This is a genomic window from Helicovermis profundi (genome assembly GCF_033097505.1).
GTDB classification, from domain to species: Bacteria; Bacillota; Clostridia; order Peptostreptococcales; family Acidaminobacteraceae; genus Helicovermis; species Helicovermis profundi.
In genome coordinates this window covers 165,732-183,293 of the sequence record NZ_AP028654.1, presented here as the reverse complement: position 1 = coordinate 183,293, position 17,562 = coordinate 165,732, and the positions used below count along the sequence as shown (strand labels likewise).

The 17,562-nt window shown below is 27.4% G+C and carries 13 protein-coding genes and 1 pseudogene; all 14 read right to left on the bottom strand.

What is annotated here, in order from left to right:
- Positions 1–13: 13 nt before the first annotated feature.
- Positions 14–2,362: a glycogen/starch/alpha-glucan phosphorylase gene (locus AACH12_RS00745; RefSeq protein ID WP_338536180.1), complete on the bottom strand. Its 2,349-nt coding sequence runs from the start codon at positions 2,360–2,362 to the stop codon at positions 14–16.
- Positions 2,352–3,851, bottom strand: a complete 1,500-nt coding sequence (gene malQ / locus AACH12_RS00740; RefSeq protein ID WP_338536179.1) for a 4-alpha-glucanotransferase — start codon at positions 3,849–3,851, stop codon at positions 2,352–2,354. The genes AACH12_RS00745 and malQ overlap by 11 nt, the downstream gene beginning before the upstream one ends.
- A gap of 60 nt (positions 3,852–3,911) precedes the next feature.
- Positions 3,912–4,937: a LacI family DNA-binding transcriptional regulator gene (locus AACH12_RS00735; protein WP_338536178.1), complete on the bottom strand. Its 1,026-nt coding sequence runs from the start codon at positions 4,935–4,937 to the stop codon at positions 3,912–3,914.
- A gap of 1,110 nt (positions 4,938–6,047) precedes the next feature.
- Positions 6,048–6,467 carry a DUF4143 domain-containing protein gene (locus tag AACH12_RS00730; RefSeq protein ID WP_338536177.1) on the bottom strand — a complete coding sequence of 140 codons (420 nt, stop codon included), beginning with the start codon at positions 6,465–6,467 and terminating at the stop codon, positions 6,048–6,050.
- 344 nt (positions 6,468–6,811) lie between these two features.
- Positions 6,812–8,629 carry an ABC transporter ATP-binding protein gene (locus AACH12_RS00725; RefSeq protein WP_338536176.1) on the bottom strand — a complete coding sequence of 606 codons (1,818 nt, stop codon included), beginning with the start codon at positions 8,627–8,629 and terminating at the stop codon, positions 6,812–6,814.
- Between the two features lie 28 nt (positions 8,630–8,657).
- Positions 8,658–10,433, bottom strand: a complete 1,776-nt coding sequence (locus tag AACH12_RS00720) for an ABC transporter ATP-binding protein (protein WP_338536175.1) — start codon at positions 10,431–10,433, stop codon at positions 8,658–8,660.
- A gap of 228 nt (positions 10,434–10,661) precedes the next feature.
- Positions 10,662–11,048: a VOC family protein gene (locus AACH12_RS00715; RefSeq protein ID WP_338537321.1), complete on the bottom strand. Its 387-nt coding sequence runs from the start codon at positions 11,046–11,048 to the stop codon at positions 10,662–10,664.
- A 21-nt stretch (positions 11,049–11,069) separates the two neighbouring features.
- A pseudogene (locus AACH12_RS00710) lies at positions 11,070–11,930 on the bottom strand (tRNA 2-thiocytidine biosynthesis TtcA family protein); the annotation flags it as partial.
- 18 nt (positions 11,931–11,948) lie between these two features.
- Positions 11,949–12,359 (bottom strand): type VII toxin-antitoxin system HepT family RNase toxin, encoded by a 411-nt coding sequence (gene hepT, locus AACH12_RS00705; protein ID WP_338536174.1) that lies wholly within the window; start codon positions 12,357–12,359, stop codon positions 11,949–11,951.
- Positions 12,349–12,753 (bottom strand): type VII toxin-antitoxin system MntA family adenylyltransferase antitoxin, encoded by a 405-nt coding sequence (gene mntA / locus AACH12_RS00700; protein WP_338536173.1) that lies wholly within the window; start codon positions 12,751–12,753, stop codon positions 12,349–12,351. Before mntA ends, hepT begins: the two co-directional genes overlap by 11 nt.
- A 269-nt stretch (positions 12,754–13,022) precedes the next feature.
- Positions 13,023–14,267 (bottom strand): MFS transporter, encoded by a 1,245-nt coding sequence (locus AACH12_RS00695; protein WP_338536172.1) that lies wholly within the window; start codon positions 14,265–14,267, stop codon positions 13,023–13,025.
- A 219-nt stretch (positions 14,268–14,486) separates the two neighbouring features.
- Positions 14,487–14,870 (bottom strand): hypothetical protein, encoded by a 384-nt coding sequence (locus tag AACH12_RS00690; RefSeq protein ID WP_338536171.1) that lies wholly within the window; start codon positions 14,868–14,870, stop codon positions 14,487–14,489.
- A 413-nt stretch (positions 14,871–15,283) separates the two neighbouring features.
- Positions 15,284–16,171, bottom strand: coding sequence for a DMT family transporter (locus AACH12_RS00685; protein ID WP_338536170.1), 888 nt, complete (start codon positions 16,169–16,171; stop codon positions 15,284–15,286).
- A gap of 214 nt (positions 16,172–16,385) precedes the next feature.
- Positions 16,386–17,546 (bottom strand): PucR family transcriptional regulator, encoded by a 1,161-nt coding sequence (locus AACH12_RS00680; protein WP_338536169.1) that lies wholly within the window; start codon positions 17,544–17,546, stop codon positions 16,386–16,388.
- Positions 17,547–17,562: the final 16 nt, after the last annotated feature.

The following is a 17,562-nucleotide window of genomic DNA, read 5'->3' as shown; positions in this document are numbered from 1 at the left end:
GATTTTTTATTAGTTAAACTTCCCAAATATCTTTGCTATATTCTCTTATTGTTCTATCACTACTAAATTTACCTGCGTTTGCTATATTCATCCAGCTTTTTTTAGCATATTCTTTTTTATTTTTATATGCCTTATCAACTTTTTTCTGAGCTTCTCTATATGATTCAAAATCTTTTAATATAAAGTAATTATCAGCTCTATGCCAATCGTATCCTTGTAAAAGCGCATCATATAGCTCTTCAAAAGCACCACTTCCGCCATCTGAAAAAGTTCCATCAATCAAAGTATCAACAACTTTTTTTAATCCCTCAACTTTTTCATAATATTCTTTAGGGTCATACGATTCCATAATTTCATCTAATTCTTCAACTTTAGCTCCAAAGATGAAATTATTATCTTCTCCAGCTTCTTCAACGATTTCTATATTAGCTCCATCATAAGTTCCTATTGTAGGAGCACCATTAAGCATAAATTTCATATTACCTGTTCCAGAAGCTTCTTTACCAGCAGTAGAAATTTGTTCAGAAAGTTCAGCAGCTGGGAATAAATATTCTCCATAAGTAACTCTATAATTGTGAACAAAGACTACTTTTATCTTTCCATTTACGTCTTTATCGTTATTTACTAAAGAAGCTATATCATTAATAAATTTTATAATAGCTTTTGCTCTATCGTAGCCTGGTGCAGCTTTTGCTCCAAAAATAAATGTTCTTTTTTCAATCTGAATATTTGGATTTTCTTTAATCTTATAATATAAATCTAAAATATGAAATGCATTTAATAGTTGTCTTTTATATTCATGAAGTCTTTTTATTTGAACATCGAAAAGTGAATCTTCATCTATTTTAATACCTTCTTCTTTAAATATAAAGTCTGCTAACTGTTTTTTCTTTTCTTTTTTAATATTCATAAATCTTTCAATTACCGAATCATCATCTACGTATTTTTCTAAATCTTTTAATTTCGAAAGATTTTTAATCCATTCATCTGATCCAAGTAGTTCAGTAATAAGCTTAGATAATTCTGGATTTGATTTTAATAGCCATCTTCTTTGAGTAATTCCATTTGTCTTATTTTGAAATTTTTCAGGATATATTTCATACCAATGCTTAAGTTCTGTGCTCATAAGTAAATTTGTATGAAGCCTGGCAACACCATTTATATATTTTGATCCATATATACTTAACCAAGCCATTTTGATTTTTCCACCATGAACAATTCTATATAAACTGCATTTTGATTTTTCTAATCCTTTCGACTTTAATTCTTCCATTAAACTTTCATCAATCAATTTAATGATTTCATAAATTCTAGGTAAAATATTTTTAAAATATTCTTTAGGCCACATTTCAAGTGCTTCTGCTAAAATAGTATGATTTGTATAAGAGAACGTTTCCTTTGCAATTTCAAGAGCTTTTTCAAAAGTGTAATTTTCTTCATCAATTAATATTCTAATAAGCTCTGGAATAGATACTGCCGGGTGAGTATCATTCAACTGAATTTTATTAAATTCATAAAAATTATCTAAAGATCCATGATTTTCTTTATGCTTTCTTACTAAATCTTGAAGCGAAGCAGATGAGAAAAAATATTGTTGTCTTATTCTTAAATATTTTCCTTCTTCTTTAGTATCATTTGGATATAAAACTCTCGAAATATCCTCAGCAATTATTTTATTTTTTTGTGCATCAAGATAATTTTGATCATTAAATTCTTTAAAATCAAAACTTTCTTTTGACTTAGAACTCCAAAGTCTTAATGTATTAATAGTATTTGAATTATATCCAATAATCGGCATATCATAAGGAATTGCCTCAACTGTAAAATCATTAAACACAACATCAACTTTTTCGCTTTCTCTTCTTATAGACCAAGGATCTTCATTCCTTAACCAATCATCAGCAGTTTCCATTTGAAAACCATTTTCAAAATACTGTTTAAAAAGTCCATATTCATATCTGATTCCATATCCATTTAGAGGAATATCTAAAGTTGCACCCGAATCTAAAAAACAAGCAGCTAGTCTTCCAAGACCTCCATTTCCAAGTCCTGCATCCATTTCTTCATCTTCTATAATATTAATATTTAAATTAAGTTCTTCCAAAATCTCTTTTACTTCATCATATATGCCAAAATTAATTAAATTATTACTAAAGGCTCTTCCCATCAAAAATTCTGCACTAAAATAAGAAACTTTTTTCACATCAGTCTTTTGATTTTTCCATTTTTCTAATATAAGCAACATCATTGATTTTGAAAGTGCATAATATAGCTCACTATCTGTTGCAGTTTTAATCGTTACGCCCTTATCTAGTAACAAAATATTAGAAATACTCTCCTTAATTTCATTTTTATTTAACATTTTTATTTAACCTCCAATAAGTTTTAGTTAATTTATAAATCTTTTGAGTAAGTTTCTTAGTTATAGCATCTTTTTTCATTCTCCATATCCAGTTACCTCCTATGGTAGATGGAATATTAAATCTAGCTTTTTCATCAAGCTCTAAATAGTCCTGCATAGGAATAATTGCTAAATTAGATACTGAACTAAAACAAGCTCTTATAAAACCAAAGGCATATCCTTCTTCCTCTGTTAATCTTAAATACTCCTTTGCATACTCAACTTCTTCATCTTTTGCATCATTAGTAAACCAACCAAAAGTTGTATTATTATCATGCGTTCCAGTGTATACAACTGAATTTTTAATATATGCATGAGGCAAATAGTTATTCTCATCTCTAGCATCAAAAGCAAATTGAAGGAGATTCATACCAGGAAAGCCTGTTGCGTCTTTAAATTCATGAAATTCTTTAGTTAAATAACCAAGATCTTCAGCTATAATCCTAAGGCTTCCAAGAGCTTTTTTTATAGCATCGAAAAGTTCTACTCCTGGACCTTTAACCCATTCACCATTTTCAGCAGTTTTATCACCAGACGGAATTTCCCAGTATGCTTCAAAACCTCTAAAATGATCAATTCTAACAATATCAAATAATCTTGAAGATGCATCCATTCTCTCAATCCACCACTTGTATCCATTTTTTTTCATAGCTTTCCAATCATAAATAGGATTGCCCCAAAGTTGACCAGTTATAGCAAAATCATCTGGAGGACATCCAGATACAAATATTGGCTTTTTCATATTATTAAGTTTATAAAGTTCTGGAGACGCCCAAACATCACTAGAATCTTCAGCAACATAAATTGGTAAATCTCCAATAAATTCAACACCACTACTATTGGCATAATTCTTTAATTCATCCCATTGTTTAAAAAATAAATACTGAACAAAATACCAAAACTCAACTTCTTCTTTATGCTCTATTTTAAATGCTTCAAGAGCTTCTTCATCTCTATCTCTATAGGCTAGATCCCATTCTTGCCATGTTTTTCTATTAAATTTTGTTTTAAGTGCCATATAAAGGGCAAAATCTTCTAGCCATATTTTTTCCAACTTAACAAACTTATAAACATCTTTTTTTACTTTCGAAAATTTATTTTTATATGCCTTTCTAAGAAGTGGCAACCTTGTATCATATATTTTGTCATAATTAACAAAATCATCACTATCTTTAAAATCAAGTCCAATTAAATCTTCTTTCTTTATAAAGCCCTCTTCAACTAATTTATCCAAATCAATAAAATAGTAATTTCCCGCAAAAGCAGATACTGATTGATATGGAGAATCTCCAAATCCAGTTATTCCAAGGGGAAGTATTTGCCAAAATGATTGACCAGACTCAACTAAAAAATCTACAAATTTATATGCCTCTTTTCCAAATGCTCCAATTCCATAATTACTAGGAAGTGAAGATATATGTAGTAAAATTCCACTACTTCTTTTATCCATATTATTTTTGTATACTAAAAATAAAATTACTTTAGCATAACTCTCCTTTCAATTTTAATACTAGTTAACACTAGCTATAGAATCTCTAATAATTAAATTAGTTTTTAATTTTATATGTTCATTTAAACTTTCCATATCATTAATTTGCCTAAATAATAGTTCAACCGCATTATCTGCAATTTCTTCAATAGGCTGGGCAACAGTTGAAATAGAAGGATGAAAAAATTCTCCATACTCTAGACCATCAAAACCAATAATGGAAACATCATTAGGTATCTGACGATTTGTTGATAAAATATATTTTGCAGCACCCACAGCAATAATATCTGAAGTTGAAAAAATAGCTGTAATCTCAGAATTTTTATTTAACAAATCTTTTGCCATTTCATAGCCTGATTCAAATGTATAATAACCATCTCTATAATAATCAATATTGATACTAATTCCATTCTTAAGTAATGCTTTTTCATAGCCAAAGGTTCTTAAATTCCTATTATTGCTATCAGAAAAACCAGATGAAAGAAGACCGATATTTTTATGACCCATTTTACATAAATAATCTACTGCCTTAAATGCAGAATCGATATTATCAATACCTACACTTGAAAATCCGCTTTTATCAACATCATCAGAAATATTAGCTGATGCAATAACAAGTGGAATATTTAATAATTTTAAATAATTATTAGATTTATTATCAAAATTTCCACCCAAATAAATAACACCGTTTAACCTCTTCTCTTTAATTTGCTCAATCAAAATTTCAGAATCATCCTTTTCACAAGAAGAATTATAGTGAAGAGTTAAAAGATAATTTTCATTTGAAATAGACCTCTCAATCCTTTCAACAATCTTCGAGAAAAACGGGTTAAAGGACCCCTTTACAATAATGCCAATATTATTAGAAGCAAGCATTTTTAAATTTCTAGCACTATTATTAGGAATATAATTGTTCTTTTCAATAATATCCTGAATTTTCACCCTAGTTTCCTTCTTAACATCAGGATGATTATTAATAACCCTTGAAACAGTAGAAACACCTACTCCAGCTAACTTAGCAATATCTTTAATATTAATACTACTCATTATTCACCGCCTTTGAAAACGTTTTCGGTAACGGTACCATTATACCAACGCCCAAACCACAAAACAATTGTCAAAGTCTACAAAATCCGTGAACAAAAAAAGCAGTGCATAAAAAAATGCAAATAACGACTCTTAAGCCAAAGGCTTAAAAGAGACGTTATTTGCATTTTTTTATATAGGGCTGAAAGCCCACGACTAGGCTAATCGAAGATTAGACAGGGCGTGCACTGCTTATATTTTTTCATAAAATTAAACCATTAATTTATAACAACTCTTAAGCCAAAGGCTTAAAAGAGACGTTATTTGCATTTTTTTATATAGGGCTGAAAGCCCACGACTAGGCTAATCGAAGATTAGACAGGGCGTGCACTGCTTATATTTTTTCATAAAATTAAACCATTAATTTATAACAACTCTTAAGCCAAAGGCTTAAAAGAGACGTTATTTGCATTTTTTTATATAGGGCTGAAAGCCCACGACTAGGCTAATCGAAGATTAGACAGGGCGTGCACTGCTTATATTTTTTCATAAAATTAAACCATTAATTTATAACAACTCTTAAGCCAAAGGCTTAAAAGAGACGTTATTTGCATTTTTTTATATAGGGCTGAAAGCCCACGACTAGGCTAATCGAAGATTAGACAGGGCGTGCACTGCTTATATTTTTTCATAAAATTAAACCATTAATTTATAACAACTCTTAAGCCAAAGGCTTAAAAGAGACGTTATTTGCATTTTTTTATCCGATGCCTAACGGCCCTGGATTGTATTTTCTAACCTTCCGTGAGAACAATTCACTCACAGAAGCTAAGAAATTTACTTATATAGGGCTAAAAGCCCTCAGGCTAGGCTAATCGAAGATTAGGCGCGTCGTGCACTGCTTATATTTTTTCATAAAATTAAACCATTAATTTATAACGACTCTTAAGCCAAAGGCTTAAAAGAGACGTTATTTGCATTTTTTTATCCGATGCCTAACGGCCCTGGATTATGTTTTCTAACCTTCCGTGAGAACAGTTCACTCACAGAAGCTAAGAAATTCATTTATATAGGGCTAAAAGCCCCCAGGCTAGGCTAATCGAAGATTAGACAGGCGTGCACTGCTTATATTTATTTATCACTATCAAGTAAAAAATCAATGATATTCTTGTGTATAATTCCATCTCTTGAAAAATCATATTTATCCATCGACAGAACAAACTTAGGGTAATTATCATCTACGCTGTCAAATGCACCAAATTCACGCTTTATAACTTCTTGGTCAGCTAATAAGTAAGCAACTTGATAATAGCTTCGTTTATCACCATCCATAACAATAAAATCTATTTCACTTTTTACTGTTTTCCCAACATAAACTTCATATCCCCTATGAATCAATTCATTATAGATTACATTTTCGATTAAAGAACCTATCTCGGTTTTAAAGCCTGTATTATTAATTTTTGCAAGACCAAGATCAGTTAAATAATATTTGTCTGACCTTGTTAGTATTCTCTTTCCTCTTATATCATATCTAAGCGCCTTATTCATTATCAAGGATGAAGATATGTATTCTATATTAACAAAATATTTTCTATTAATCCAACTTTATTTTGTTTAAACAAAACAAAGTTGGATTTTACACTTTTATTTCTTTAGAATAGCTATCTTTCACTAAAAAAGAATTCCAAGTATGAAACTTCTTTAACTATCAAGGTTACTAGTCTTATCTACTTCCCATGAATCAGGCGCAGTAGCTACTACCTTAATATTTTTAAAGGAACCAGCAAATAATCTTAGAGTTGAATTATTAGATTCTTCGCCTTGTATTAGAATGATTGGAACATGTCATACCATAGGATCTTAAAATGTCGTACACCCATTTACACCTTCACCTAACTTGATAAAACTATACTTCTCTTTTCTTCTATAAATTGATTAGTATATAGATTATAATAATGACCTTTGTAGTCCATTAGCTCTGTGTGTGTTCCATCTTCTATAACTTTTCCTTTTTTAAGAACTAATATTCTATCTGCATTTTTTATTGTCGATAATCTATGTGCAACTATAAAGCTGGTTCTTCCTTTTAGTATTTTTTGTATAGCATTTTGTATAATCTCTTCAGTTTCAGCATCTATTGATGAAGTAGCTTCATCTAAAATGAAAATTTTAGGGTTTGCTATTATCGCTCTAGCAAACGATATAAGTTGTTTTTCACCCGTTGAGAGTAGATTTCCACCCTCTCCTACTTCTGTATCCCATTTTTTCTCTAATTTCTGAATAAAATTATATGCATTAGCTAGTTTTGCTGCATTTATCATTTCATCTTCACTAGCATTTAAATTACCATACCTTATATTTTCTCTAATTGTTCCACTAAATAGATGTGGTGTTTGCAGTACATAACCTATATTTGAATGAAGCCAAAGTTGACTTCTTTTCTTATAATCAACATCATCAATTAGTACCTTTCCTTTAGTTGGTTCATAGAACCTACATGCTAAGTTTACTATTGTGCTTTTTCCAGATCCAGTTTCTCCAACTAAAGCTATTTTTTGACCGCTTTTAATTTTTAAATTAAAATTTTCTAGTATGCTTTCTTCTTTATTATAATAAAAACTAACATTTTCAAATTCAATATCGCCTTTAATTTTTTCCCAATTTTCTTTTTTGGGATTAAAATTATCACCATAAATATCTATTATGTTTTTTGTATCTTTTATTTCAAGCGGTTCATTTATAAGTTCTAAAATTCTTTCAGCGGACGCCGTAGCCACTTGTAATTCCGCAAATACTCTAGCTATTTCTCTAACAGGTTCAAAAAACAGTACTGAATAATTTATAAAAAGTACAATCGTTCCTATTGAAATTATATTTTTAGAAACACTATATCCACCGTAATATAATGCAAATGCCATTCCTAGGCTTGAAAGTGTTAATACTATAGGCAAATATATGGCTGAAAGCATGGCAGAATTTATAGATTTGTTTTTCATATTTCTTGTTAATATTTTAAATGCATTTAGATTGTATTCTTCTAAAACCAACGTTTTTGAAGTTATTGCACCATTAATGCCTTCACTATATGCAGCTGTAATTTGTGAATTAATTTTTCTCACATTTCTAGAAGTTTTTATCATTTTTCTTTGAAAATATAAACTTGATATAACAAGCAGTGGAACTACTGATAGAGTTAATAGTGATAATTTAACATTTATTCTAAACATATTAAAAGTAATAATTATCATCATAAAAGCTCCCCAAAATAAATCCAAAAGTCCCCATGATATAGTTTCAGATATTCTATTTACATCGGATGTTATTCTCGACATAATCCATCCTAATGCTGTTTTATCATAGTAAGAAAATGATAGCTTTTGAAGTTTTTCAAATCCTTTATGCCTAAATAAGTAGGAAGTTTCAACTTCAAGGCGCCCACTTACCATAAAAAATAGTTTTGTAACTATTGTACTTAAAAATATAAGTACACTGTATCCTAATATATACATATTTATATTAGATAAATCTTTTGTTTCTATATAATCATCAATTAGTCTTCGAGTCATTAATGGAAATTTAGCTTCTATAAATGCCATTGAACTCATTAATAACATTAAAAATATAAAATTTTTATAAAATGGGGATAAAAATTTAAATATATTTTTCCAAGTATTTTTTGATTTTTTTGTATTAGAGCTTTTATTAGACATAAAAACCTCCTTTATTTTTCTTTAAATATTATGCTGATTGATTTTTCTGTATGTCGTTTATTTTTTTATATAGTGATGAAATTTTTAATAAATCATTATGATCTCCCATAGCAGTAATTTCGCCATTTTCAAGAACTAATATCTTATCAGCTTCTTTTAATGTTGAAATTCTATGTGAAATTAAAATAGTAGTAGCGTCTTTTTTAAAATTTTTAAGGTTATTTCTTATATTCATATCCGTTTCAATATCAACAGCACTTAGTGAATCATCAAAAATAATTACTTTTGCATCAGTTAGAACTTTTCTAGCTATAGAAATTCTTTGTTTTTGTCCGCCTGAAAGCGACACACCTTTTTCACCAACTAGTGTTTCATAGCCTTTATCAAATTCTAATATTCCAGAGTGTACGCTTGAAATATCTGCTGCAAGTTCTATTTCTTTAAAGTCTGCATCTGGTCTAGCTACTGAAATATTTTCTTGAATCGTTTTAGCAAATAAGAAAGGTTCTTGCAAAATTAATCCTATATTCTTTCTAATATAGTGTTTATTAAATTTTTTAATATCTATACCATCTAAGGTTATTGTGCCAGTGTAATTACTATAAAGTCTAGTTAAAAGATACATAAGAGTTGACTTTCCTGAACCTGTGGTTCCAAGTATAGCTATTTTTTCATTAGGCTTTATGGTAAAAGAAATATTTTTTAGTATTGGTCTTTTATCATATGAAAAATTTACATTCTTAAATTCTATATAACCTTTAAATTCATGATCTGTGATTCCCTCATCATAATTCTCGGCCTCTTCATCAAGTATTTCTTCTATCCTACCTATTGAAACCTTTGCTTTTGACATATCACCTAAGATTCTTCCTACTTGCCTTATTGGAAATAGCATTTGATTAACTAGTAAAGTAAAGGCAACTAAAGTTCCTAAAGTTAATTTACCATCTACAACCATAAATGCACCAAATATTAAAACAACAGCATTTTGCGTTAAAGCTATTAAGCTAGAAATAGACCAATAATTTCCTATATAATTTATTAATTTAAAAATTTTTTCCTTTAAGTCCTTATTTTTCAAATCAAATTTTTCAATTTCATAGGCCTGCATACCAAAGGCTCTAACAACTCTAACGCCACTTATATTCTCCTCTAATGCAGTTGATAAATTAGCTTCACTTTCATCTACTTCTGTAAATAAAAAATGAACTTTTTTAGAAAAGTAATAAGAATAAATAACTATAATTGGCATTAAAACAATACCTATAAATGTCATTTTTACGTTCATATTAAACATTAATATTACAACTAGTATAAACATAAATATAGAGTTAAATAATTCTGTTGACTGTAAAGCCAAGAACCGTCTTACCGTATTTATATCAGAAGTGCACCTTTGAATTGTGTCACCAGTTGAAGCTTTAATATGATATTCATAATTTAATTTTGAAATATGACCATATAACTTATCTCTTAATGATTTTGCAATACCTTCTGCAGCTACATTTGAATGAATAGATCTCAAAAAAGTAAAAACACCTCTGATAATAGTTAATGTAACAATAAGTACACTAGATATCAGAAGTGATTCTAAAAAGTTTTCTCTATTTATTATTTGCCTCAGAAAAGAGGTTATAATACCGTTTTTAGCTTCTATATTATGGGACAATATATCTATAGAAATTCTAATAACTTGAGATATCAATAAGTAAAAAATTGTTGAAAAGATGACTGCAAAATATGAAATTATAAGATTATTTCTGTAATTTTCTGTGTATACGTATGCTTTTTTTAGTAAGTTCATTATTATCCTCCTTTTTGATTTATTTGTTTTGTCCATCACCAAACGACAAATCCATAATAACATTTTTTTATGGACAATTGTTAATAAATTGTAAACTGTAATATACATGTAATATATTGTCTTATACTTACTACTCCTATTTTTTTATTACGTAAAAAAAGTATGAATCTTTAATAATTCATACTTTTTTTCACTAATTATTTTGTTTTTCAACTACTTATTCTTTTATTACTTGTCAATCTCACTATCTCTAAATTCAATAATAGTTCCTTCTGGCGCCACTATTTTCATTAGTTTTTTATCATTAACCGCATATACATCTTGATTGTTTTTAGCTTTAAAATTTGTAAAACCTTTTTCTTTTATCTCACTATATGTTTTTTCTATATCTTTTACTCTAAAACAAATATGAGCTATTCCAGAAATACTTTTGTTCCACGGTGTTAGTTCATCATCATTTTTAGAAGTTTGCAGTTCTATATTAAATTCATCTAATTTAAGCCATGAATTGTATCTTCTATTATGAAAATCTTTAGTTTCTTTAAATAATTCAAAACCAAGAATATTTGTATAAAACTCTAATGATTTTTCATAATCATTAGTTTGAATGCAAATATGATGTGGTTTTATATCTTTATCATTATAATAATCTAAGTAAGAATGTTTTTCCATATCTTTTTTCCAACCAATAATTGCATCTAACTGAACATTATTGGCCGATTGAAATATTGATTTATCAACATCTTTAAAAGTTAGCTTCAATGTTTTAATTAAATCCTTAATTTCTTTTCTTTTACTTGAAGTCTTTCCTGCTGCAACAACGCAACCACAGTTCATAGTGACTAGACCATTATATTTAGTAAATTTAATAATATCTTCTTCTCTAATCATAAACATAGGTCTAATAAGTTCTAGAGAATCAAAATTATCCGATTTTAATTTAGGTAACATTGTTTTAAAAGTTCCACCATAAAGTACATTAAGCATTGTAGTTTCAATAACATCATCAAAATGATGTCCAAGTGCAAGTTTATTACAGCCAAGTTCAGTTGCTTTATTGTAAAGAGCACCACGTCTCATTTTTGCACACATATAACAAGGATAGTCTTTTGCAATATTATCGACTATTCTAAAAATACCCGATTCAAAAATATGAACTGGAATATTCAAGTGTTTACAATTATCTATTAACATATCTTTATTTACTTGATGAAATCCTGGATCCATTGCAATAAATTCAAGATCAAATTTAAATTTACCGTGATTTTGAAGTTCTTGAAGTAATTTTGCCATAATTAAACTATCTTTTCCACCCGAAATTGCAACAGCAATTTTATCGCCCTCTTCTATTAGCTTATATTCTTTAATCCCCTTAATAAATTTAGACCATATCATTTTTCTATGTTTCTTTATTATACTTCTTTCAATTTCTTTTAAATCTTTTCTCTCACAAACTGGCTCAATAATTTGACAGCCACTGCCTTTAACACCACTCATTTTTCACCTAATCCTTTTTTACTTTATTAATTTTAAACAAACTTTACTAAATTCTTTTATATCATATATATGTTTATCAATTATTTTCTCAATAATTTCAATATTTATTTCTTGATAATCATGCACCGCTATATTTCTAAAACCAACCATAGCTTTTAATTTGGTACAAAGCTTTAAATCAATAAATTCGTTCTTATATAATATTTCAAAACCATCTCTACTATTTTGCGGAATACCTAGTGAATTTTCAGAAATAATATGCATAGCCAAATCTATTGCCGCCTCTGATGCTCTTTGTATATTCAAAATAATTGAATCTTGTTTTGTAAAATTTTCTAGATTATCAGGATTTCCTAAATACTCTTCATTTATTCTATCAATACATTTTTCAATTATAGATACTTTGTTATAAATAACGTCATTTGCCATATATCTCACCTTTTTCTTTGATTTTATCAAGTATAATTTGTCTTTCCTCATTAAGTAAGCAATAGTCTTTATATGCTCTAATAATAAATTCATCTACAAAATTTGTATTATCTGTATAAATTTTTTTGCCAGAAGAAAAGATTTGCATTTTGAACACAGTAGACGCCGTATTAATATTAATCAAATCTATATCACGAGAAAGTATATTAGCTAATTCTTCCTTAATCAAAAATTCTTCATATTTATCTAGTTTCTCACTTGATAAGTAGCCGATATCAATATCACTATAATCATTAAAATTACCTTTAGCAAATGAACCAAATATCATAATTAATCTTGGATTAATTTTTCCAACTAAATATTCAATGATAATTTTTTCTATATGTTTATCCATAATCAAAACTCCTTCTGAGTTATTATAGCACACAGTTTATATATTTTATTTATCCGATGCCTTAGAGTTCTAATACACCCACTTTTTAAAAAAGTGGGGGATAAAGAACTCTAAAAAGGCCCTGGATTATGTTTTCTAAGATTCAGTGGGAGTAAAAACTCCCTCTGAATCCAAGAAATTCATTTATCTGATGACCTATACTATTTTTCTAAACTTCAGCTAAACTAATACCTTCCTTTGAAGTCATAAACCTTCTCTGAAATCAAAACTCATCTTTTATCAATTTTTAAAAACCTATTAAATACTAAAATAAATATGCCAATAATTAAAAACAATATATTAATTGAATAATTATCTGCTATAAAACCAAATAGCGGCGCTAGAATAATTACAAATAGTGATTTAATTTGACTATCAATAGAAAGAACTGTTGCTCTTTCCGTTTTTTTCATATTGTCACCACAAACATCGACAAAAATTGGTCTTCTCGAATCTTTTAAAACATAAAGAATAAAAAAAACAGCTACTACAAATAATAGTGAATTCATTTTCATTCCAAAAAATATTATTAAACTTAAGATACCCATTAAATCAAATGATAATTCCATTAGTCTAGTTGAATTTATTTTATTAGTAATTCTATAAACATTTTTTGATGCAAATGAGCTAACTATATAAAATATACCATATATTATTCCAAGATAAATTTTAAGTTTTGCATCTTTTATATTTATATCACTAGTAATAAATGAACCAATAATTATAACTTTAAGAATCGGCTGAATATAATCTTTAATTGATTTAAAAATTGCATCATAAAAAGAAGAACTTATAAGAATAACTCTAAGCTTATTATTTTTGAATATGCTTTTAATACTGCCTGCACTCTCTTTAAAAAAATCACTTAAATTAAATTCATTTTTAACTTTTTCATTTAAATAATTTGGATAGGAAAAAATAAGAAAGAAATCTGCAATATATGGTAAAATACATATTAAAAATATCCACCTTAAAGAAGGAATATTAAAAACAAATATAATAGACACAAATGCTGATAAAGAAGAACCTAGTAAAGAAAAAGATCTGGTTCTTCCATAAACATATGTTTTATGGTGAAACCAATCTTTTCTTTCAAGGTATGAGTAAATCATTGCCTTATGTGTTCCTGATCTAAAAGCTTCACCAAGTCCGTAAAATATAAAAGCAGATGCAACAATATATATATTGCTTCCTATAAAGAATAAAATAAATGAAATAATATAAAAAACAAAACATATCATTAATTCTTTTTTCTTACCATAATTATCAGCAATAATTCCAGATGGAATTTCGAAAATGTATGTTATTATTTCACGTACAGAGTACAATAAACCAATAGTAAAAAGCGAATAATTTAAACCTAGTAAAAATATAATTAAATATGGTTCAAAAAATTTTAGATTTTTTAATAGTCCATAAAAAGAAAATTTCCATATTAATTTGTCTTTTTTTATTAATTCATAATCGTTTTGCATTTAACACCTCTAGCAGATTATAATAGTAAGAACTAAGTATAATAAAAACTACATACAATATTTATTATATCATATTTTTTTTACTGATTTTAAAGTAAGACCTTATCTAATATGAAAGAGCTTATATTAAAACATTTATAAGCTAAAAAAGTGACAATCAATATTACTAAATAATATTGATTGTCACTTTTTTTCATTTATGATGTTTTCTCCAAAATATCATTTATTATTTTTATTCAAAAGTTTTTGCTTCTTGTTTTCCTTATAAGTTGAAATTGAAAACATAATAAATAAAACTAATAAAATTGCATAAAAAATTGTTTCTACTTTTTTATCAACTACGAAATAAGTACTTAAAAATTCTAAAATAGAAATACACGATATAAAAGCAAAACCCCAGATTGTATTTACTTGTTTAGCAATTCTTTTAGCACTTGTATACATTAATATTGTCATTAATAAAACAGTTGCTATGTTTGCCATTATTATTGGATCTAAAAATACTATATTATTTTTCAAAAATTTTAAAATCAAAATTAGCAAAACTAAAACAATATTTAATACTGTTAGCATTTTTAAAATAATAACCTTTTTTTCACTCAAAGTTAACACTCCCTAAACAATTAAAAATTACATAAAAATATATTTCCTAATTTAATTTTCGTCAAAATAACCACAATTAATTGCATTACCTATACTATATATTAACATTTGTATAATTTTTGTCAATATAAAATTGGATTTTTTATGTATTTTTAGTATAAAACTCCTAGTGCTGTTACTTCACTTACATATTTTATTTTATCCAATGCCTTAGAGTTCTAATACCCCCACTTCTTAAAAAGTGGGGGTATTAGAACTCTAAAAAGGCCCTGGATTATGTTTTCTAAGATTCAGTGGGAGTAAAAACTCCCTCTGAATCCAAGAAATTCATTTATAAAAATAGCTATAAAATCAATTAATATGATTTTATAGCCATTTTTTGTAATTACATTCAATTTATTTAGTCACATTTTTTACTCTAAAACTTTTTCTTTTTTTCTAATCAAAATACCAAAATCAAGTTCTGCTACTATCATACCAAAAACAATCATCAGCGCTCCAATAGTTCCGAAAAGCCCTAATACTTCTCCAATGAAAATATAGCTAAATATTGATGCAAACACTGGTTCCATTGAATATATTAAAGCTGTATGAGTAGAAGATGTATACTTTTGCGCAATGCTTTGTATTACAAATGCTCCTAAGGTACATATTACACTTAGAACAATAAGCGAACCCCAAGCATTAACACTTAAATTTATAGTCGGCTTTTCGAAGATAAATGAAGCTATTAAACTTAAAACACCAACTGTACCTATTTGTATTATAGCCATAGTTATTGAATCCGACTTATGAGTTAGTGCTCCGACCGATATTATATGCATTGCAAATAAAAATGAGCTAACTAATGTTAATATATCTCCAAGATTTAATGAACTTACTCCATTCGTTAATGTTAATAATCCAAGTCCTGTGATTGCCATAGCAACGCTTACTATAATCTGAATACCGGGTAATTTTTTTTTATAAAACGACATAAGTACTGGAACTAAAATAACGCTAAGTCCAGTAATAAAAGCAGACTTTGATACCGTAGTAATATTAAGACCTACTGTTTGAAATGCAAATCCCGAAAAAAGAATCAGTCCTATTACAAAACCATTTATCAAACTTGTTTTATCAATTTTAAGCATTCTTTTATAAAATATAAGTATAGCTATAACAAATGCAAGTAAAAATCTTACCCAAAGAAAATTAAAAACTTCTATTTGATTAATTACATTTTTAGATAATAGAAAAGATGATCCCCAGCCAAAAGTAACAAATAGTAATGCTAAATCAGCTTTTTTTGAATTAGTCATAATACACCTCACAATCATAAAAATAAACCATTTATGTTTAATAATATTTCTTAATTTATTTTAAATTCACTAAAACCAATAAAAAAAGGATTCGCAAAAAGGGTAAAACAAATAAAATCAAGAAAGTGCAAATCCCTATAGTCTTATCTTAATTGAATTTTATTCTTTTTTCATCATAATACTAACAATTTTTACTATAGTTCTTTTGTAATTTTTACAAACCCTTGTTATAAATTCTATAAAGATTTATAATTATAGAATATTCACTTAAAAATGTTTCTTCTGAACACACTCCCTTTACTAATTCTTTTATTTTTGTAATTCTATATCTAATAGTATTTCCATGTTGATGCATATACTCAGCTGTTTTTTTTACATCCGATGAAAATCTTATATAATTGTCTAGGGTCTCAAGCAAATATGAATTATTTTCTTTATCATACTTAAGTATTGGTGCAATCAATGAATAATAATATTTTTCTATCCATTCGTTATCCTTAAGAGCTAGTAAAAATTTATTCATACCAATTTCTCTATAACTTATACTTTTTTCTTTATTAACTAATAAATAGTCAAGTGCATACAAACTTTCATTTAGTGATATATCAAGCTCTGCGAGTTCACTATGCATATCACTAAATGCAATTATATAATCATCCACTTTAAAACCAAGTGACACTAAATCACCATACATACTTTCAGTATTTTTTCTATATTCCTTAATATTGTTTTCAAAAGTTTTGATAAAAAAATACTTATCTTTATAAAAAACTAATTTATCTTTTTCTGATATCATATAATCCAAATTAAGCATATATTCTAGCGAAGACTTATATTTATCTTCATTTATTAGTTTTAGCGAACCTACAATATGGGTCTCATTAAATTCACTATTTATTTCCTTTGCTATACTTCTAACGCTAAATTTACTAAGAGACTCATTTATCAATTTATCTATTTTAGTCTCAACATTTTTTGAAATTGATCTTAAATATATTTCGTTATTTATTTCTGTAATAATATCCTCAAAATAAGTCTCATTAAATATAAATATGGGAAATTCATTTTTACTTGCTACCTTATATACGTCATCTGGTATTCTATCAAAGAATATGCTTTTAATGGCAAGGCCACTTGCTTTTACTTCTATTAATTTTTCTACCATTGAATATAATTTGCTTATATCATCCTTAATACTAACTAAAGTTGAAAGTGCAAATTCACCCTCATTAAAATTTTCTACTATAACTTCATCCATTTCATAATCAAGAATTCCTACTTTTGTTATCTCTCTCTTTATTCCTTTTTCACCAACTATTAATTTCATTTTTTTCATTATATTTAATTTTAATGCTTCTCTAAGGGTTAATTTCATAATCCACCTCCATTTT